The sequence below is a fragment of the Halorubrum alkaliphilum genome, from assembly GCF_017873815.1.
Taxonomy (GTDB): domain Archaea; phylum Halobacteriota; class Halobacteria; order Halobacteriales; family Haloferacaceae; genus Halorubrum; species Halorubrum alkaliphilum.
On record NZ_JAGGKQ010000008.1, the window covers coordinates 36,034 to 55,651 of the forward strand.

The following is a 19,618-nucleotide window of genomic DNA, read 5'->3' on the forward strand; positions in this document are numbered from 1 at the left end:
GATGGCGACGACCCGCGAGACGGACCGGATCGGCTCCGACCACGACGCCGAGAGCGACTCGGGCGTCCTCCCGGCGCTCAGCCGGTTCCGGTGGTTGCTGGGGCTCGTCGTACCTGCCGGGCTCGTCGTGGTCTGGCACGTACTCGTGGCTACGGGTGTGTTCGCCCCGCACCAGCTGCCGGAGCCGCTCCGCGTCGTCGGGACGCTCTACGCGATGGGCGTCTCCGGCGAGCTGTGGGGCCACATCTCGATCACGCTCCAGCGCGTGTTCTTCGGGGTCCTTCTCGGGGTAAGCGTCGGGGTCGTTTTCGGCACCGTAACCGGGCTGTACGGGCTTGCGAACGACCTGCTCGACCCGCTCCTCCAGAGCCTGAAGAACATCCCCTCGCTGGCGTGGGTCCCGCTGTTCCTGTTGTGGTTCGGGATCGGCGAGAGCGCGAAGGTGCTCCTCATCGCGCTCGGGGCCTTCTTCCCCGTGTATCTCAATCTCTCGACGGGGATCGCGAACGTGGGCGACGAGCTGATCGAGGTGGCCGAGGTGTACGACCTCGGCCGGATCGAGTCGCTCCGTCGAGTCGTCTTTCCGGCCGCGGTGCCGAGCCTGCTCGTCGGGATCCGCGGCGGCGTCGGGCTGGCGTGGATGTTCGTCGTGGCCGCGGAGCTAATCGCCGCGAGTCAGGGGATCGGGTTCCTGATGAGCGACGGGCGGGTGCTCGCGCGCCCCGACATCATCGTCGGCTCGATCCTGCTGTTCGCGTTCTTCGGAAACCTCTCGGATCTCGCCGTCAAGGGGGTGGAACGCCGTGTCGTCGACTGGTGACCACACCCTCGCGGTCGAGGGGCTCACGAAGCGGTACGGCGACACCGTCGCGCTCGACGGGGTCGACCTGACGGTCGAGGAGGGGGAGTTCGTCGCGGTCGTCGGCCCCTCCGGCTGCGGGAAGTCGACCCTGCTGCGTGTGCTGTCCGGACTAGAGGAGCACTTCGAGGGTCGTGCCGCGGTCGACGGGGTCGACGTCCGCGACGGCGGTAGCGACGCGGTCGGGATGGTGTTTCAGGAGCCCCGGCTCCTCGCGTGGGCGGACGTGCGCGAGAACGTCGCGGTCGGACTCCCGAGCGGGGTCGACCGCGGCGACGCCGCCGCCCGCGACCGCGTCGACGACCTGATCGAGACGGTCGGTCTCGACGGGTTCGCCGGGAGTCGTCCGAGCGAGCTCTCCGGCGGGATGGCCCAGCGCGTGTCGCTGGCGCGGGGGCTCGCGTATCGGCCCGAGGTGTTGCTGCTCGACGAGCCGTTCTCCGCGCTCGACCAGCTCACCAAGTACGAACAGCAGGACAACCTCTTGGAGGTGTGGGCCGAGCAGGGGACGACGATCGCACTCGTCACGCACGACGTGGAGGAGGCGGCGTACCTCGCCGACCGCGTCGTCGTGCTCGGTGGCCAGCCGGGGACCGTCGAGACGGTGGTCGACGTGGACGCACCGCGCCCGCGCGACCGGACCGACCCGGAGCTGCTCGCGGCTCGAGACGCGATCACGGACGCGCTCGGGCTGTGAGACGACTTCGTTGTAATCCTCTCCTCCAGATACATCTGAACCAACCGTTCGGTGAAGAGTGCGTAGTGATCGACTCCGGGAGTGGGTCTCGCCATACGGCCTGGTAGTTATTTATACGTGAACTAGTGGTGTTGCTGGCGGCTGTTCATATATAGTTGCGGTGATATCTGCTGCTTTCAGACCCCAGCTGATTCGTTTATAAGCAGTTGACGACGAATAGACGGTGGACACCTCCAAAGCGCCAGCCTGCTCCTCTGTGTCCCACCCTGCCGGCCACCTCGTCGGCCCGCTCGGAGCCGCGCGCCAGCGACGACCGGAGTGAAACGAACGTCTATTCTCCTTATTAACCCGGTTCCGAAACGGCAGAACGGCTTGGAGACGAGTTTGGTATATATTATATAAGGTATTGCGGTGGCGTTGAGGTACTGCGGTTTTCCGGTTTCGGGTGGGCTGTCGGACGGTCCGCGTCGGTCGAATGTTGCGAGCGGCGGAACCTTTAAGTAGCGGTACCCGCTGGTGTGAGTCGATGACAGACATCACGGAGGATTCGTCGGACACCCCGGCGGGTCGAGTTCTTCCAGGGCACGATAGCTTCTAACATCGATATCGGTCCTGTACGGATCTTCGACACGACGTTACGAGACGGCGAACAGTCACCACGGACATCGTTCAGCTACGACGAGAAACGCCGCATAGCGGCGACGCTGGACGACATGAACACCCACGTCATCGAGGCGGGGTTCCCGGTGAACTCCGAGGCGGAGTTCGAGGCCGTGAGCGATATCGCGAGCGCGACGGACACCACCGTCTGTGGACTGGCCCGCGTCGTCGAGGGCGACATCGACGCTGCCATCGACGCCGGCGTCGAGATGGTCCACGTGTTCGTCTCCACCAGCGACGTCCAACTCGAGGACTCAATGCACGCCACCCGCGAGGAGGCGAAATCGCGGGCGGTCGACGCCGTCGAGCAGGTGAAAGACGCCGGCGTCGAGTGTATGTTCTCGCCGATGGACGCGACGCGGACCGACCCCGACTACCTGATCGACATCGTCGAGGCGGTATCCGACGCGGGCACCGACTGGATCAACATCCCGGACACCTGCGGCGTCGGGATGCCGACCAGCTTCGGGAAGACGGTGAAGGCGGTCGTCGAGGCGACGGACGCGCGCGTCGACGTCCACACCCACGACGACTTCGGGATGGCCGCGGCGAACGCGGTCGTCGGCTTCGAGAACGGTGCGGAGCAGGCGCAGGTGTCGGTCAACGGGATCGGCGAGCGCGCCGGCAACGCCGCCTACGAGGAGGTCGTGATGGCGGTCGAGTCGGTGTACGGCGTCGACACCGGCATCGATACGACACAGATCACGAAGTTGGCCCGGATCGTCGAGGAGGCCTCGGACATCCCGGTGCCGGCGAACAAGCCGATCACCGGGCGGAACGCGTTCGCCCACGAGTCGGGCATCCACGCCGCGGGCGTCATCGAGAACGCCGATACGTTCGAACCCGGCGTGATGACGCCGGAGATGGTCGGCGCGGAACGCGAGTTCGTGTTGGGTAAACACACGGGCACCCACAGCGTCCGAAAACACCTCGTCGAGGCGGGCTTCGACCCCACCGAGGGCGAGGTGCGCGAGATCACCAAACGCGTCAAGGAGTACGGCTCCGGTAAGCGGCAGGTGACTGCGGGCGACGTGGAGCGGTTCGCCCGGGAGGTCGACGTCAACCGCGAGGAGGAGGTCCGTCTCTGATGGCCTCCCCCGCGGACGCCGCGATCGCTCCGCAGCCGCTGCGCCGGGATCACCGGACCGGATTCGGTACGGAGTCGATCGTGGGCCGAACTGTCGTGTTGAATGATACCACAACTCGACAGACATTTATACGCGGCTGCCATCAGCCTAGTCTACATGCGACGGAACGCGACGACACGGGCACTCCCCGGCGTAGCCGCGGCCGTCGCGACGATTATTGTAGGGGTATAAGCCCCTACACTACCCCTTCCTCACCGACCCGACGTATCGACGAACGCCGACGACCGGGCCCGGAACCGCCCGTCTGTCGGCCGTTCGGATCGAACGACGCTCGTACCCGAGAGACACCAACACACCACACACGACGATGAGCGATTCAGCAGCACACCAACGAGATGACGACCCCGAGGAGACGGAGCCGCCGTCAGCGTCCGACGCGGACGGATCGGGGGACGGATCGGACCCGACGACTACCGGTACACCGGACGCGGACGGCACAGAGCCGACGGACGGAACGAACGCGACCGGCGCGACATCGGTCGTCTCCGCGCTCGAAGCCGCGGGCGCGGAGACGGCCTTCGGCGTGCAGGGCGGGGCGATCATGCCTGTCTACGACGCCTTATATAGCTCGTCGATCCGGCACGTGACGATGGCCCACGAGCAGGGCGCGGCGCACGCCGCCGACGCGTACGGCGTCGTCGCCGGCGAGCCCGGCCTCTGTCTGGCCACGTCCGGTCCCGGCGCGACCAACCTCGTCACCGGTATCGCCGACGCCGACATGGACAGCGACTCCATGCTCGCGTTGACCGGGCAGGTCCCGACCGAGTTCGTCGGCAACGACGCCTTCCAGGAGACGGACACGGTCGGCGTCACTCGGCCGATCACGAAACACAACTACTTCGCGGGTGACGCCGATTCGGTCGGCGACGTTGTCGGGGAGGCGTTCGAGCTGTCGCGAGTCGGTCGCCCCGGCCCGACGCTCGTCGACCTCCCGAAGGACGTCACACAGGAAGAGACCGACGAAACGCCCGGTCCGGCGGAGGCACCGCCCGGAACCGACCCGAACCCGGAGGCACGGGCGGACGCGGTGGAGGCGGCCGCGCGGGCGATCGAGCGAGCCGACCGTCCGGTCTGTCTGTTCGGCGGCGGCGTTATCAAGGGCGAGGCGAGCGACGCCGCGCGCTCGTTCGCACGAACCTACGAGATTCCGGTGACGACGACGATGCCGGGGATCGGCTCGTTCCCCGAGGACGACGACCTGTGTCTCTCGTGGGCAGGCATGCACGGCACCGGCTACGCCAACATGGCGATCACGCACACCGACTGCCTGATCGCGGTCGGAACCCGGTTCGACGACCGGCTCACCGGCGGCATCGACACGTTCGCGCCGGAGGCGGAGGTCGTTCACATCGACATCGACCCCGCCGAGATATCGAAGAACGTTCACGCCGACTATCCGCTGGTTGGCGACGCGGAGACGGTCCTCGAACAGCTGACGGCCGCGATCCGAACCGTGCCGGACGCCGACGAGTGGCGCGAGCAGTGTCTGGAGTGGCAGGAGACGTATCCGATGACGTACGCCACGCCCGACGACGAGCCGCTCAAGCCACAGTTCGTCGTCGAAGCGTTCGACGAGGCAACCGACGACGACACGATCGTGACGACGGGGGTCGGCCAACACCAGATGTGGGCCTCACAGTTCTGGACGTACACCGAACCTCGTACGTGGGTCTCCTCACACGGGCTCGGCACGATGGGATACGGATTGCCCGCCGCGATCGGCGCGCGCGTCGCCGCCGACACCATGGGTGACCCCGACCGCGACGTGATCTGTTTCGACGGCGACGGATCCTTCCTGATGACGCTCCAGGAGCTGTCGGTCGCGGTCCGTGAGGACCTCGACATTACCGTCGCGGTTCTCAACAACGAGTATATCGGGATGGTCCGGCAGTGGCAGGACGCCTTCTACGAGGGGCGCCACATGGCCTCCGAGTACAACTGGATGCCCGAGTTCGACAAGCTCGCCGAGGCGTTCGGCGCGCTCGGGATCCGTGTCGACGGCTACGACGAGGTCGCACCCGCGGTCGAGGAGGCGCTCGCGTACGACGGTCCGGCTGTCATCGACTTCCACGTCGACCCAGAGGAGAACGTCCTGCCGATGGTGCCGAGCGGCGGCGCGAACGGGCAGTTCGCCCTCTCGGAGGATCAGCTATGAGCGGCCACACGTCCGGGTCGACCGACGGCGACGAGGAGCGGACGGCCGGTATGCCCGGTCCCGCTCCCGAGGACCGACCCCATCCCGAGGGACGACGGAACCTCGAAGGAACCCGTATCGACCCCGTCGTCGAGGCGGAACACGACACCCGGCGCGCGGTCATCTCCGCGCTCGTCGAGGACGAACCCGGCGTGCTCGCGCGCGTCTCCGGGCTCGTCTCACGGCGACAGTTCAACATCGAGAGCCTGACGGTCGGTCCGACGACCGTGGAGGGTCACTCCCGGATCACGATGGTCGTCGAGGAGACCGACCCCGGGATCGACCAGATCGAGAAACAGACCGCGAAGCTGAAGCCCGTCATCTCCGTCGGCGAGGTGTCCGGAAACGCGATCACTTCGGAACTCGTCTTGCTCAAGGTACAGGGCGACGAACCCGATAAGGTCCACGCGGTCACGGAGATGTACGACGGAACGACGCTCGACGCCGATAGCGAGACCATCACCGTCGAACTCACGGGCGACGAGACGACGATCGACGACGCGCTCGACGCGTTCGACCAGTTCGGGATCATCGAGATAGCCCGGACGGGGCAGACCGCGCTCGCGCAGGGGACCGTCCCCACCGCACCAGGAGAGAAACCCGGCACGGCCGGCGAACCGACGACGCCGAACACCAACTAGACACATAATGCCAGCAGACGACACACAAACGTTCGATTCGACAGTATACTACGACGACGACGCGGACCCGAGTCACATCGCCGACAAGACGGTGGCCGTACTCGGCTACGGCTCGCAGGGCCACGCGCACGCACAGAACCTCTCCGAGAGCGGCGTCAACGTGGTCGTCGGCCTCCGCGAGAGTAGCTCCTCCCGGACGGCCGCCGAGAGCGACGGACTCCGCGTGGAGACCCCTGCGGACGCGGCCGCGGAGGCCGACGTCGTGAGCGTGCTCGTTCCCGATACCGTCCAGCCGGACGTATACGAGAACGCTGTTGAGCCGAACCTGGAGGCGGGCGACACGCTCCAGTTCGCACACGGGTTTAACATCCACTACAACCAGATCCAGCCGCCCGAGGACGTCGACGTGACGATGGTTGCGCCGAAGTCGCCGGGCCACCTCGTCCGCCGTAACTACGAGAACGACGAGGGGACGCCCGGCCTGCTTGCGGTGTATCAGGACGCGACCGGCGACGCGCACGACGAGGGGCTCGCGTACGCGGCCGCGATCGGTTGTACCCGTGCCGGCGTCGTCGAGACATCGTTCCGCGAGGAGACTGAGACCGACCTGTTCGGCGAGCAGGCCGTCCTCTGTGGCGGCGTCACCTCGCTGGTGAAACAGGGGTACGAGACGCTCGTCGACGCCGGCTACTCCCCGGAAATGGCGTACTTCGAGTGTCTCAACGAGCTCAAGCTCATCGTCGACCTGATGTACGAGGACGGGCTCGGCGGTATGTGGGACTCCGTCTCCGACACCGCCGAGTACGGCGGGCTCACGCAGGGCGACGTGGTCGTCGACGAACACGCCCGCGAGAACATGGAGGAGGTCTTAGAGAAGGTCCAGAACGGCCAGTTCGCCCGCGAGTGGATCGCGGAGAACCAGGCGGGACGACCCTCCTACACGCAGCTCCGGACCGCGGAGAAGAACCACGAGATCGAGGCCGTCGGCGAGGAGCTTCGCGGGCTGTTCGCGTGGCAGGACGAGAGCGAGGAGGACGACGAGGAGACGGCCGAGGTGACGGCCTGATGAGCGAGGGGACGCTGTACGACGAGGTATGGGAGAAACACAAGGTCACGGAGCTGCCGAACGGACAGGACCAGCTGTTCATCGGCCTCCATCTCGTTCACGAGGTGACGAGCCCGCAGGCGTTCGGCATGCTTCGCGAGCGTGACCTCGATGTTGCGTACCCGGATCGGACGTTTGCGACGACCGATCACATCGCGCCCACGGAGGCCGAAAAGCGTGAGCGACCGCTGGCCGATGACCAGGCCGAAGAGATGCTCTCCGCGCTCGAACGCAACACGAGCGAGAGCGGGATCACCTTCTTCGGCTTCGAGTCCGGCAAACAGGGGATCACGCACGTCGTCGCGCCCGAGTTGGGACTCTCCCAGCCGGGAATGACCGTCGCCTGCGGCGACAGCCACACCGCGACCCACGGCGCGTTTGGGTCTATCGGGGTCGGCATCGGCACGAGCCAGATCCGTGACGTGCTCGCGACGGGCTGTATCGCGGCTGACAAACAGAAGGTCCGCCGGATCGAAGTCGAGGGCGAACTCGGCGAGGGCGTCTACGCCAAGGACGTGATCATGAAAGTGATCCAGGACCTCGGCGTCGACGGCGGCGTCGGCCACGTCTACGAGTACGGCGGCCCCGCGATCGAGGCGCTCGACATGGAGGGGCGGCTCGCGGTGTGTAACATGTCCATCGAAGGCGGTGCCCGCGCCGGCTACGTCAACCCGGACGAGACGACCTACGAGTACCTCCGCGGACGCGAGTACGTCCCCGAGGGCGAGGCGTTCGAGGAGCGGAAGGCGTACTGGGAGTCGATACGGTCGGACGACGACGCCGAGTACGACGACGTGGTCACGGTCGACGCCGACGGGATCGACCCGATGGTCACCTGGGGGATCAACCCCGGACAGGTGATCGAGATCACCGACCGCGTCCCGCATCCCGACGACTTCGAGGCGCGGACGGACCGGGAGGCGGCCGAGCAGGCGCTCGATCACATGGCGATCGATCCCGGACAGTCGATGGTCGGGTACGACGTCGACGTGGCCTTCCTCGGCACCTGTACGAACGGCCGCCTCTCCGACTTCGCCGAGGCCGCGAAGGTACTGGAGGGCCACACGGTCGACGAGGGCGTGCGTGCGCTGGCGGTTCCCGGCTCCGAGACCGTCCGCCAGCAGTGTGAGGAGCGCGGCATCGACGAGACGTTCATCAACGCCGGCTTCCAGTGGCGGCGCGCCGGCTGCTCGATGTGTCTCGCGATGAACGACGACGCTCTGGAGGGCGACGAGGTCTGCGCGTCCTCCTCGAACCGGAACTTCATCGGCCGGCAGGGATCGAAGGACGGTCGGACCGTGCTGATGAGTCCGGCGATGGTCGCGGCCGCGGCCGTCGAGGGTGAGGTCGTCGACGCTCGCGACTATCTGGACGACGAGCCGGCCGGCGGTGCCGGCGGCGTCGAGGAGGTGGCTGACTGATGGCCCCCGACACAGACACGGGCGCAGATCAGCACATCACAGAGGTTGGGGGGACTGGCGTACCGATCCCCGGCGACGACGTGGACACCGACCAGATCCTGCCGGCGAAGTTTATGAAAGAGGTCACGTTCGACAATATGGCGGACTACCTCTTTTACGACGCCCGGCGGGACGACGACGGCGAGTTCAACGATCACCCGCTCAACCGGTTTGAGGGCGCATCGATCGCGGTCGTCAACTCCAACTTCGGCTGTGGCTCCTCGCGAGAGCACGCGCCGCAGGCGATGATGCGGTGGGGGATCGACGGCGTGATCGGCGAGTCGTACGCGGAAATCTTCCGAGACAACTGTAAGTCGCTCGGCATCCCCGCAGTGACGACCGACCACGAGACGGTCGTCGAACTACAGGAGTGGATCGAGGCGAACCCCGACGGCGACGTCGAGATCGACGTGGAAGCGAAGACGGTCACCTACGGCGATACGACGATCGACGTCGACATCGACGGGGCGATGCGCGAGGCGCTCGTCGACGGGATCTGGGACACGACGGCGCTGATGTACTCGAACCGGAGCAAGGTCGACGCGACGGTCGACGGGCTCCCGTACGTCGAGGGTGACGACTGAATGGTTGAGGAGATCGTCGTCATCGAGGGTGACGGCATCGGGCAGGAGGTCGTTCCGGCGGCCATCGACGTGTTGGAGGCGATCGAGCCGGAGTTCGAGTTCGTCGAGGCGGACGCGGGCGACGCGACGAAGGCCGAGACCGGCGCGGCGCTCCCCGATGCGACCTACGAACTGGCGGCGAACGCGGATGCGACGCTGTTCGGCGCGGCCGGTGAGACGGCCGCCGAGGTCATCCTCCCGCTGCGGGAGGCGGTCGGCTCGTTCGTCAACGTTCGGCCGGCCAAAGCGTATCCCGGCGTCGACGCGCTCCGCCCGGAGACGGACGTGGTCTTCCTCCGGGAGAACACCGAGGGAGTCTACTCGGGCCACGAGGACCGGCTGAGCGACGACCTCTCGACGCTAACGCGCGTCGTCACCTCTTCCGCCTCGCGCGAACTCGCCGAGTTCGCCTGCGAGTACGTGATGGAGGGACGCGGACCGGCAAACGGTCCCGAGTCGGGGTTCACGGTCGCGCACAAGGCGAACGTGATGCGCGAGACGGACGGACGCTTCCGCGAGGAGGTGCTCGCGGTCGCCGAGGAGCGCGGGATCGACGCCGACGAGGAGCTGATGGACGCGTTCGCGACGAAACTCCCGCTGGACCCGACCCAGTACGGGACGATCGTCTGTCCGAACCTCGCCGGCGACGTGCTCTCGGATCTCGCCGCGGGACTTGTCGGCGGGCTCGGCCTGTTGCCGTCGGCGAACATTGGTCACGAAAACGCGCTGTTTGAGCCGGTTCACGGTACTGCGCCGGACATCGCGGGCGAGGGGGTTGCCAACCCGACGGCCGCGATCCTCTCGGCCGCGATGCTGGTCGAGTACCTCGGCCACCAAGACGAGGCGGCAGCGATCCGGTCCGCCGTGGAGTCGGTTCTCGCGGACGGCCCGCGAACCGGTGATCTCGGCGGGGACGCAACCACCGAGGGGGTCACCGCCGCGATCATCGAGCGACTGTAGCAGATACGCCCGCTTCGGGCCGATAAATCGATTCTGTGCGAGTTTCGACCGATCATTCGCTTCGCCGACGAACCACAAGAGACGAAACCCTGCGGGTCGTTCACCGAGATATGAGCAACTACGCGGTCGCGATGGAAGCAGCCTGGTTGGTGCGAGACGTTGAAGAGACGGACGACGCCATCGGCGTGGCGGTCAGTGAGGCCGGCAAGCGGCTCAACGAGACAGACAAGCAGTACGTCGAGGTTGAGCCCGGACTGACCGGCTGCCCCGCGTGCGGCGAGCCGTTCGACGCTGCCTTCCTCGCAGCTAACACCGCGCTCGTCGGCCTCTTGCTGGAGATCGACGTGTTCAACGCCGAGACCGCGGAACACGCCGAGCGGATCGCCAAAAGCGAGGTCGGCGGGGCGCTCCGAGACGTGCCACTGGAAGTCATCGAAGTCGTCGAGACCGAGGCCGACGACGAGGACGAAGACGACGAGAGTCGATAGCGTCGCTGTCGGCGGGGCAGCCGGCGACGAAAGCTTTTCTAATAACCCCTAGTTATTAGTCGTATGGAACTGCCGACGCCCCAAGACCTCCGGGAACGACGGACGACGCTCGAACTGACACAGAACGAGTTGGCCGACGCCGCGGGCGTCTCACAGCCGCTTATCGCCCGGATCGAGGGCGGCGATGTCGACCCACGGCTGTCGACGCTCCGTCGTATTGTCAATGCGCTTCAGGAGGCCGAGGGCGAGGTCGTTCGCGCAACTGACCTGATGAACGAGACCGTGATCAGCGTTGCGCCCGACGACGCCGTGCGCGAGGCCGTCGACCTGATGGAGGGTGAGGCGTACTCCCAGCTCCCGGTGTTACAGAACGGCGTCCCAGTGGGGTCGATCAGTCAGAGTGATGTCGTTCACGCCGGCGAGAACGTCGGAAACCATCCGGTTAGCGAGGTAATGAGCGAGTCCTTCCCGACGGTTGCGCCGGGCGCGACCGTCGACGAAGTGCGGAATCTGTTAGACCATTATAAGGCGGTGATAGTCACCGACGGCGGCGAGACGGTCGGTATCATTACCGAGGCCGACATCGCGGCTCACCTGTCGTGAACCGGCTCAGCCTGTTCCGCCTGTAGAACACCGGACTACGCACCCACGCCACGTTGAGAAGCCAGCATAGCACCCACTTTTAAATACAAACGTCATGCTATCCGACACAGGGTATTCCGAGATGGATCCGATCGGCGGCTCGATATCAGTCCTCCTCGTCGGGTGGACCGCGGACGCCAGAGCATCGATAGCGACGGCGCTCGAACGCACGGACGACCGCCTCGATGTGTTCACCGTGGTGGACGCCGACAGCGCGTTACGACGACTGGAGGTCCGTGAGTACGACTGTGTCGTGTCGGCGTACGAACTGCCGGACCGGGACGGAATCGATCTTCTGGAATCGGTTCGGGAGCGTGACGCCGACCTCCCCTTCCTTCTCTACACCGACACGGGAAGCGAGGCGATAGCCAGTCGAGCCGTCTCCGCCGGCGCAACCGGGTACATCCGAGCCGCCACTGCCGGCGACGACCACGCGGCGCTCGCTGACTGGATCCCCACGGCGGTGGCGTCGTATCACGCCCGAATTCGCGCTCAACGAGAGCGAGAGCGGCTGGAACGGTTCGTTTCCGTGGTCTCACACGACCTCCGGAGCCCGCTGAACGTCGCGCAGGGGCGACTGGCGCTCGCGCGTGACGAGTGTGAAAGCGAACACCTCGAACCCGCGGCCAACGCCGTTGACCGGAGTCTAACGCTCATCGACGATCTGTTGACCCTTGCGCGAGAGGGAAAAACCGTCACGGACGCCACTGAAATTAACCTTAGAGAGCTTATTGAGGCCTGTTGGGACACCGTCGAGACGGCCGATGCGACGCTCGTCGTCGAGACCGACCGGACGATTCGTGGCGATCCGGGGCGCGTGAAACAGCTCTTTGAGAACCTAATCGGCAACGCGGTCCGTCACGGGGGCTCAGACGTGACGGTTCGGATCGGGACGATGGAGCCGATGTTCACGTCGACGCGGGCCGACAGTAACCGTCCGACAGGGATCTACGTTGCCGACGACGGGCCGGGGATCCCCGAAGCAGAGCGGGAGCGAGTGTTCGACACGGGCGTTTCGAGCGACGCCGACGGAACCGGATTCGGACTCAACATCGCCCGGGAGATAGCGAGAGCACACGGATGGGACATGCGCGTCACGGAAAGCGAGACGGGCGGTGCGCGCCTCGAAATCACCGACGTCGACCTTGACTGACGAACGCAGGACGGGTTGAACCCTGCGATCGCTATAGTTCGAGTCCACGGATCGCGACGGTCTCACCTGTCTCCACGCGCCCAATGACGCGACCGCCGGTAGCCGCCGCCAGCGACTCGGCAGATTCGGGATCGAGCGCGGCGACGAACCCGGTACCCATATTGAAGGTTCGATGCATTTCCTCGTCGGACACGTTGCCTTCGGACTGGACAAAGCCGAACACTGGCTGTGCGTCAAACGGGTCTTCAACCGCGTACCGGTTCTCGCCGAGCCGTTCGAGGTTGCTCCAGCCCCCGCCGGTGATGTGGGCCGCCCCGTGGACGCCGTGGTCACGCATCGGATCGAGGAGATCGGTGTAGATTCGGGTCGGTTCAAGTAGCGCTTCGCCGAGCGTCTCGTACCCCTCGAACGGCGCAGGATCGGCGTAGTCGTGACTTCGAGTGACTGCCTCGCGCGCAAGCGTCAGTCCGTTCGAGTGGATCCCCGAGGAGCGCCAGCCGACGAGCGCGTCACCCGGTTTTGCCTCGCCGTCGAACACCGCGCCCTTGCCGGCGAGCCCAGCACAGGTCCCGGCGAGGTCGAGTCCGCGGACGACCTCGGGCATCACCGCCGTCTCGCCGCCAACGAGTTCGATGTCGGCACGGTCCGCACCGGCAGCGAGCCCCTCGCCGACCTGCTCGGCGAACGCCTCGTCCGGCTCCTCGACCGCGAGGTAGTCGACGAACGCCACCGGTCGGACGCCGGCAGCGACGAGATCGTTGACGTTCATCGCGATACAGTCGATCCCGACCGTCGAGTAGTCGGCGAGCGCCTCCGCGACGAGCAGTTTCGTCCCGACGCCGTCGGTCGCGAGCGCGAGGTAGCGGTCACCGATGTCGAGGAGCCCGGCGTAGTCGCCCTCGCCGTCCCCGACCATCCCGATCAGCGCCGCCGTCGCCGCCTCGCTCGCGTCGATGTCGACGCCCGCGTCGGCGTACGTGAGTTCGTCGCCGTCGTTGTCGGCCATACACGTCTCGTGGCGCGCCGGAGCAAAAACACACCGCTTACCCGTCGATCGCCGTCCGCCAGCGTTGCCGATCAGAAGGGTCCGCCGAAGCCGAGTCCGCCGACGAACACCAGACCAACCGTGAGGAGAACAGAGGGGACAAAGATCGCGACCCAGACGGGCTTGCTCCAGTCGAGCACCGTCCTCCCGTCGAGGGGGCCGTACGGGATCAGGTTGAACGCCGCGAGGAAGACGTTGATCGCGAGGCCGCGTTCACCGATCAGACTCACGACTTCGTTGCCGAGCAGGATCCCGGCGGCCAGCACCGGCAGGAAAACCGCCAGCAACAGGAGGTTGACCACTGGGCCGGCGAGCGCGATCCGCCCGTGCTCGGCCGCGGTCAGTCGCCCGCGGTGGTGGACCGCGCCCGGGGCCGCGAAGATGAATCCGAGTAGTGCGCTCATCACCGCCACGAACAGCATTCCGTTGTCGGCCCGGAACTCCGCAACCTGATCGTATCGGACGGCGACGACCTTGTGGGCGACCTCGTGGAGCAGGAAGGCGACCCCGGCAGTCAACAGACTGACCGCGAGCGGTAACACGACCCCCGCCGCGAGGAGCCGGTCGAAGCCGGCGGCACCACCCGCGAAAAACAGCATGAATGCGACGCCGAGCGCGAGCCACGCGACGAGCAGATCTCTGAGTTCGGTGCCGCTGAAGTAGAGGCCGCCGATCCGGCGACCGCGTACGTTGGTTCCCATGTGTGTCGAGGTGTTAGACCGCTGTGACCAGTCCGCGGATCAGGTCGACGCTGTTTCGCGCGCCATCGAGCATGAGCCGGCTGATCTCGTCGACGCCGCCGATCTCCGCGCCGAACATGACCGGGATCACGTACACGACGAACAGGAAGCTCGCGACGATGCTGCCGACGTTCGTCAGCGCGACGACCACGATGAGTTTGAACAGCGGCACGTCGAGCATCGACGAAACGAGAGCGGTAGGAGAGAGGCTCTCGTCCGAGAGCAACTCGTTGAGTTTCCCAATGTCGCCGACGTTCACGGTGAGGTGTCGCAACTCCACGTACCCGGTGAACCAGCCGGGAGCGAGAAGCGGGTTGATCGAGGTCATCCACGCGACCGCGCCGCCGACGCCGGCCGACGACCAGCGCGCGCCGGCCACCTTCGCGAAGCCGAACGCGAAGACGGCGTTGATGAGGAACCACGCGCCGAACAGCCGGAGCAGGAACTCGTTGCGAACGCCGGCCATCGCCAGCAGGACGAAGAAGGCGATGAATGCGATCGCGATCCCGTAGCCGATCAGCTTCTTCCAGGGGAGCCCGCGACCCTGCTCTTTCCCCACTAACCCCTCGACCGGCGGGAGGCTGTCCGGGTCCGCGAGATAGCGCTCGATCCCGGCCCGGTGGCCCGCGCCGACGACGGCGACGACGTCGTGGCCGGCGTCCCGGAGCGCGACGAGCCGGTGGGCGATGAAGGCGTCTCGTTCGTCGATGAGTGCCTCCGCGCCGCCCGGCGAGAACTGGCGGAACTCCTCCATCATCATCGTCACCACGTCCGTGTCGGTAAGATCCTCCATGTCGAGCGACTCGATTCCGCCGTGGTCGGTGGGCTCGTTGCTTCCGAGCACCCCGAGCACGCTCAACGCCGACGCCGCGAGGAAGCCGACGGTGAGGCCGAGCGCGATCCCGATCCCGAGGCTCCCGATCGCTCTGACCGTGAACCCGCCGAGATACGTCGCAACGACCCCGTCGGCGAAGCCGAGTGCGACTGCGGCGAGTCCAGCCGTCGCACCGACCCCCGCCGCGGCGAACAGGCGGGTGTCGGGCGAGAGTCCGACCCGGCCGACCTGATCGACCACGACCCCGACGACGACCGCTACCAACACGCCCGCAGTTACGCTCGTTAGGATCGGTTCCGTTATGCCGACCGATCCACCGAAAACGCCGATCGCAGGACCGGCGAAGATCCCGGCCAGCAAGCCGGCGGTCACGCCGACGACTCGTGGGTCCGTGATCCCGAACGCAAGGCCGCCGACCATCCGCAGCTTCTCGATGATCGTCATTCGGGCCCAGAACCGCTGGATCGTCGTTTGGATGTCGCGGTCAACAAGGGCGACGTCGATGCCGAGCCCCTCGGCGACGTCGACAGCGGCTTTCATGTCCGCGCCGGGATCGATGTCGAACCGCTCGCCGAGTTGCGTCTGGACGTACGAGAGCATCCAGTAGGCGAGAAACTGGAAGACGGTGTTCCCCTTCAGGAGGTCGCCCGCGTCGAGGTCGTCGGGAGTCTCGCCTTTCATCTGGCGGTACCGACCCTCGTCGAGCTCGACGGCGACGACATCGGGACGCTCCCGATCGATCGTCTCCTCGACCTCCTCGACGGAGTGCTCCGAGATGTGGGCGGTCCCGACGACCGTCACCGATCCGGGGTCGCGGTTGCCGGGAGCGTCCGCGTCGGCGTTCGCCGCGGGAGCCGACGGATCCGACGGCGCGTCGGACGAGCCCCCAGGCGTCTCTGTCATCACCACGACGTACTTCGCCACCGCGTTTAGGGCTTGTGAGTCCGTGCCGGGGCGAGCGGTCCGGCAGTCTCGTCGGTCCACCCGGTTCGACGCACCGGCAGTCTCGTCGGTCCACCCGGTTCGACGCACCGGTTCGTTCCGGCCCGGTCGTCCCGACAGATTTGTATCATAGCACCGTTCATACGGGCACATGTCCCGGCTGTTACCCTCCCTGCCGGACTCCACGCCGGAGGACCGCGATCCGCGCGTCGTCGGCGTCGACGACGACGACGCCGAGGACGTCATCTCCGCGCTCGGCTCCGAGACCGCCAGGAACGCCCTCTCCGCGCTGCACGAGGAACCGGCAACGACCTCGGAGCTCGCCGACGAGCTCGACACGTCCCTCCAGAACGTCCAGTACCACCTTTCGAAGCTCTCCGAGGCCGACGTCGTCGACGTCGTCGACACGACCTACTCGGAGAAGGGCCGCGAGATGAACGTGTACGCGCCGACCGACGAGCCGCTCGTGTTGTTCGCGGGCGGCTCCGAGGAGTCGACCGGGATCAAAACCGCCCTGAAGAAACTGCTCGGCGGCTACGGGATCATCGGTCTCGCCGCCCTCGCCACCCAGGAAGCGTTCACGTCGTTCCTCTCGGAGACCGCGACGGGGGGTGCCGACGACGCGCCGGCAGCAACGGCCGACGAGGATGCTGCGGACGACGACGTGGGGTTCGCAGCCGAGGAGTCAGACGAAGCGGGGGACGTCGAGGAAGACGTGGCCGCGGACGAAGACGTCGATGACTTCGACTCCGCGGCGGACGTCGAGCCCGACGACGGGTTCGCGATCGAGGACAGCGCGAGCGAGCGGGCGGACCTCCTCGTCGACATCGCGGAAGTGCTTGCGGAGCCCGGCGTGGTGTTCTTTCTCGGGGCCGGACTCGTGTTCACGCTCGCGTGGGCATACTGGTACCGGAGCAAGCGATAGATGACCGCAGAAACCGATCGATGGGCCCCAGTGCGTCCCCCGGGGACAACTATTCATGCGGCCGTACCGAACCCGTAAACATGGAACACGAAGCCGAGGTCGTCGGCGTCGGTGCCGGCTCCGCGCCCGGTGGCGACGTCCCGGCAGTCATCCTCCGCGCACGGGATCGGTACGTCCCGATCTTCGTCAGCGGCGATCAGGCGCGGTCGATCGGCACCGTCATCGAGGGGGAGCCGTTCGACCGCCCGCTCACGCACGATCTCTTCGTCGAGGTGCTCACGGAGTTCGGCGGTGCGGTGGATCGGATCCGGATCGACGACCTCACGGACGGCACCTTCTACGCCAAGGTCGACGTCGAACGATACGAGGACGGCGAGCCGGAGACGTTCGTCTTCGACGCCCGACCGTCGGACGCGCTCGCGCTCGCGGTCCGCGTCGAGTGCCCGGTCGTCGTCTCCGACGAGGTGATAGACGAGGCGGGGCGGCCGCCGGACTCGATCCGGTTCGGCGGAGACGGTGGCGAGGGTGACGGAGGATTCGAGGGAAGGTAGCTGGGTTCAAGTTCCCGGACCGTCCATCGCGAACATGACCGACCCGGAATCGACGGCGGACGCGGAGACGAGTCCGGACACGGAAACGAGCGGGAACGAGGAACCAGAAGCGGGAACGGCCACGGCGACGCTCGCCGAGTCGTACACCGAGATGACGGAGATGCTCCTGCCGAACGACACCAACAACCTCGGCCGGGCGCTCGGGGGAGCGGTACTCCACTGGATGGACATCTGTGGCGCCATCGCGGGGATGCGCTTTGCCAGCCGACAGGTGGTCACCGCGTCGATGGACCACGTCGACTTCATCGCGCCGATCGAGATGGGTGAGGTCGTCACCATCGAAGGGTACGTGTTCAACACCGGACGGACGAGCCTCGACGTGAAAGTCGAGGTGCGCGCGGAGAACCCGCGAACCGGAGAGACCCGGCGCACCACCACCTCGTACTTCACTTTCGTCGCGCTCGACGAGGAGGGGGGGCCGACGACCGTTCCGGACCTCGAAAGCCCGACCGCGGAGGAGGCGGCCCTCCGCGAGCGCGCCGTGGAGGGGCGACGCGAACAGCTCCGGGAAGTCGTCGAGCGCTACGACGTCTGACGGCTCCGCGTTACGGATCCGATCTCCGACAGCCCCGTGTCTCGGTTTCGGTCACGGACTCGTACGTCTCCACGACCCGATCGATCAGGTCTTCCAACTCCGTCGCCCACGAGAGGTGGCTGGCGCAGTCACAGTCGGACGCGCCGAAGCCAGCGACCGGACCGTCGGGAAGCCGGTCGGCCACCGCACACTCGACGTCCGCTCCCGGCCCGTGAACGACCCGGTCGATCTGAGCCGCGGGGCGTCCGAGGAAGTAGTCGACGTGCCAGTGGCGCACGTCGTGGTCGCCGCGAGCGGTCCGGCGGTGCCGACGAACCCGCGAGAACCCGCCCGACCCGAGCGCGCTCCCGGTGTAGGCGTACGCGCCGGCGGGGAACTCGTGCTCGCCGAGCGCGCCGACGTCGATGGCGATCGGCTCCGGGAGCTCGACGACGAGGGTATAGGTGCCGCCGACGGGAGCCCGCTCCGCCGCGTCGTCGGCCACGGTCACGCGGTCCGTTCCGGCGGATCGCTCGCCGCCGGGCGGAGCGAGTCGACCAGCTCCGCCGCCTCGTCGGTCAGCTCGTACGTGTCGTGGAAGTCGTCCGGGTCGCGACCGCGACCCGAGAGCGCGCCGACCACCCCGGCGATCCGGTCGTAGTTGTCGCGAACGAGACCGCCAACGATCCCCGGTGTTCCCGCCCTGTCGGCCAGCTCCTCGGCAGCGGACCGGCCGGCGTACACCGACCGCTCGGCGGGATCGACGAGCACCATCGCGAACGGCCGCGCGTCGAACTGCGCGTCGAGGAACGGGCCGACCGGATCGGCCTCCCACGGCACCGCCTCGACGCCGTCGAGCCGACGGAGCGCGCCCGCCGCGATGGAGCAGTACGGGCAATCGCCGTCGAAGACCAATACGGGCGCGTCCGGTCCGTGATCCATACCTCACCGTACGTTCCACCGGAACTTAAGAAGCGGGCCGCCACGAAACCGGTCGGCCACGTCGAGTCCCATCGGAACCGACACGCCGGGTCAGTCGTACGGATATCGGCCCGTCGCGCCGCACTCGCGACACCGAACGACGACGCGTCCAGGGCCGAGCCGGACGCGACTCGTCCTTCCGGGACGGAGATACACGTCACAGCCGTCACAGGTCTTCCGCTCGAACTCCCGCGGGACGCCACAGCGGTTCCGCTCGGCGATCCGTCTCGCGAGACGGACGTACTCCCGTGCGCGGTCGTACTCGTCGTCGATGACCGCCTCCCGGGCGAGTCCGAACAGCCGCTCTATCCGTTCCGACGGGATCCCCATGTCGTTTCGCGCGGGACCGTCGGGCAAAGGCGTTGCCATCGCCGTGAGCCACGAGGGGTCTCGGT

The 19,618-nt window shown here is 66.8% G+C and carries 21 protein-coding genes; 15 read left to right on the forward strand and 6 right to left on the reverse strand.

What is annotated here, in order from left to right; genetic code table 11:
* The first annotated feature begins 1 nt into the window (after position 1).
* The 12 genes from J2751_RS07255 (at position 2) to J2751_RS07310 (ending at position 12,630) form a co-directional block, all read left to right on the forward strand.
* Complete coding sequence (locus J2751_RS07255; protein WP_209484632.1) at positions 2-820, forward strand: ABC transporter permease; 819 nt, start codon at positions 2-4, stop codon at positions 818-820.
* The gene (locus J2751_RS07260) at positions 804-1,556 is read left to right on the forward strand and encodes an ABC transporter ATP-binding protein (protein ID WP_209484633.1); all 753 of its coding nucleotides are present in this window, start codon (positions 804-806) and stop codon (positions 1,554-1,556) included. Before J2751_RS07255 ends, J2751_RS07260 begins: the two co-directional genes overlap by 17 nt.
* 545 nt (positions 1,557-2,101) lie before the next feature.
* A complete protein-coding gene (locus J2751_RS07265) occupies positions 2,102-3,304 on the forward strand; it encodes a LeuA family protein (protein WP_449405238.1) in 1,203 nt (400 codons plus the stop codon).
* 367 nt (positions 3,305-3,671) lie between these two features.
* On the forward strand, positions 3,672-5,519 hold the full coding sequence (gene ilvB, locus J2751_RS07270; RefSeq protein WP_209484635.1) for a biosynthetic-type acetolactate synthase large subunit: 1,848 nt from the start codon (positions 3,672-3,674) through the stop codon (positions 5,517-5,519).
* Positions 5,516-6,199, forward strand: a complete 684-nt coding sequence (gene ilvN, locus J2751_RS07275) for an acetolactate synthase small subunit (RefSeq protein WP_209484638.1) — start codon at positions 5,516-5,518, stop codon at positions 6,197-6,199. Before ilvB ends, ilvN begins: the two co-directional genes overlap by 4 nt.
* A 7-nt stretch (positions 6,200-6,206) precedes the next feature.
* Positions 6,207-7,265, forward strand: coding sequence for a ketol-acid reductoisomerase (ilvC, locus tag J2751_RS07280; protein ID WP_209484640.1), 1,059 nt, complete (start codon positions 6,207-6,209; stop codon positions 7,263-7,265).
* A complete protein-coding gene (gene leuC / locus J2751_RS07285; protein WP_209484642.1) occupies positions 7,265-8,725 on the forward strand; it encodes a 3-isopropylmalate dehydratase large subunit in 1,461 nt (486 codons plus the stop codon). The genes ilvC and leuC overlap by 1 nt, the downstream gene beginning before the upstream one ends.
* The gene (gene leuD, locus J2751_RS07290) at positions 8,725-9,348 is read left to right on the forward strand and encodes a 3-isopropylmalate dehydratase small subunit (RefSeq protein WP_209484644.1); all 624 of its coding nucleotides are present in this window, start codon (positions 8,725-8,727) and stop codon (positions 9,346-9,348) included. The genes leuC and leuD overlap by 1 nt, the downstream gene beginning before the upstream one ends.
* Entirely contained in the window at positions 9,349-10,347 is a 999-nt protein-coding gene (locus tag J2751_RS07295; protein ID WP_209484646.1) for an isocitrate/isopropylmalate dehydrogenase family protein, read from the forward strand.
* 110 nt (positions 10,348-10,457) lie between these two features.
* Complete coding sequence (locus J2751_RS07300; RefSeq protein WP_209484648.1) at positions 10,458-10,835, forward strand: DUF555 domain-containing protein; 378 nt, start codon at positions 10,458-10,460, stop codon at positions 10,833-10,835.
* Between the two features lie 63 nt (positions 10,836-10,898).
* Positions 10,899-11,438, forward strand: coding sequence for a CBS domain-containing protein (locus tag J2751_RS07305; RefSeq protein ID WP_209484650.1), 540 nt, complete (start codon positions 10,899-10,901; stop codon positions 11,436-11,438).
* Between the two features lie 121 nt (positions 11,439-11,559).
* On the forward strand, positions 11,560-12,630 hold the full coding sequence (locus J2751_RS07310) for a sensor histidine kinase (protein ID WP_245202667.1): 1,071 nt from the start codon (positions 11,560-11,562) through the stop codon (positions 12,628-12,630).
* A gap of 31 nt (positions 12,631-12,661) precedes the next feature.
* Here the strand turns inward: J2751_RS07310 and purM are convergent, their stop codons facing one another.
* The 3 genes from purM to J2751_RS07325 form a co-directional block, all read right to left on the reverse strand.
* Complete coding sequence (purM, locus tag J2751_RS07315) at positions 12,662-13,636, reverse strand: phosphoribosylformylglycinamidine cyclo-ligase (protein ID WP_209484651.1); 975 nt, start codon at positions 13,634-13,636, stop codon at positions 12,662-12,664.
* Positions 13,637-13,707: 71 nt separating this feature from the next.
* Positions 13,708-14,376, reverse strand: a complete 669-nt coding sequence (locus J2751_RS07320; RefSeq protein WP_209484653.1) for a zinc metalloprotease — start codon at positions 14,374-14,376, stop codon at positions 13,708-13,710.
* 13 nt (positions 14,377-14,389) lie between these two features.
* On the reverse strand, positions 14,390-16,153 hold the full coding sequence (locus J2751_RS07325) for a TraB/GumN family protein (RefSeq protein WP_209484655.1): 1,764 nt from the start codon (positions 16,151-16,153) through the stop codon (positions 14,390-14,392).
* A gap of 190 nt (positions 16,154-16,343) precedes the next feature.
* Here J2751_RS07325 and J2751_RS07330 point away from each other — a divergent pair, with 190 nt between their 5' ends.
* The 3 genes from J2751_RS07330 to J2751_RS07340 all read left to right on the forward strand — a co-directional run bounded on the left by J2751_RS07330 (position 16,344) and on the right by J2751_RS07340 (position 18,263).
* The gene (locus J2751_RS07330) at positions 16,344-17,117 is read left to right on the forward strand and encodes an ArsR/SmtB family transcription factor (RefSeq protein WP_209484657.1); all 774 of its coding nucleotides are present in this window, start codon (positions 16,344-16,346) and stop codon (positions 17,115-17,117) included.
* Positions 17,118-17,197: 80 nt separating this feature from the next.
* A complete protein-coding gene (locus tag J2751_RS07335; RefSeq protein ID WP_209484659.1) occupies positions 17,198-17,668 on the forward strand; it encodes a bifunctional nuclease family protein in 471 nt (156 codons plus the stop codon).
* Between the two features lie 151 nt (positions 17,669-17,819).
* Positions 17,820-18,263, forward strand: coding sequence for an acyl-CoA thioesterase (locus J2751_RS07340; protein WP_245202671.1), 444 nt, complete (start codon positions 17,820-17,822; stop codon positions 18,261-18,263).
* 10 nt (positions 18,264-18,273) lie between these two features.
* Here J2751_RS07340 and J2751_RS07345 read toward each other — a convergent pair whose 3' ends face one another.
* The 3 genes from J2751_RS07345 to J2751_RS07355 all read right to left on the reverse strand — a co-directional run bounded on the left by J2751_RS07345 (position 18,274) and on the right by J2751_RS07355 (position 19,553).
* On the reverse strand, positions 18,274-18,747 hold the full coding sequence (locus J2751_RS07345) for a GIY-YIG nuclease family protein (protein ID WP_209484662.1): 474 nt from the start codon (positions 18,745-18,747) through the stop codon (positions 18,274-18,276).
* A 2-nt stretch (positions 18,748-18,749) separates the two neighbouring features.
* The gene (locus J2751_RS07350; RefSeq protein ID WP_209484664.1) at positions 18,750-19,184 is read right to left on the reverse strand and encodes a thiol-disulfide oxidoreductase DCC family protein; all 435 of its coding nucleotides are present in this window, start codon (positions 19,182-19,184) and stop codon (positions 18,750-18,752) included.
* Positions 19,185-19,274: 90 nt separating this feature from the next.
* On the reverse strand, positions 19,275-19,553 hold the full coding sequence (locus tag J2751_RS07355) for a ribonuclease P protein component 4 (protein ID WP_209484666.1): 279 nt from the start codon (positions 19,551-19,553) through the stop codon (positions 19,275-19,277).
* Positions 19,554-19,618 lie beyond the last annotated feature (65 nt).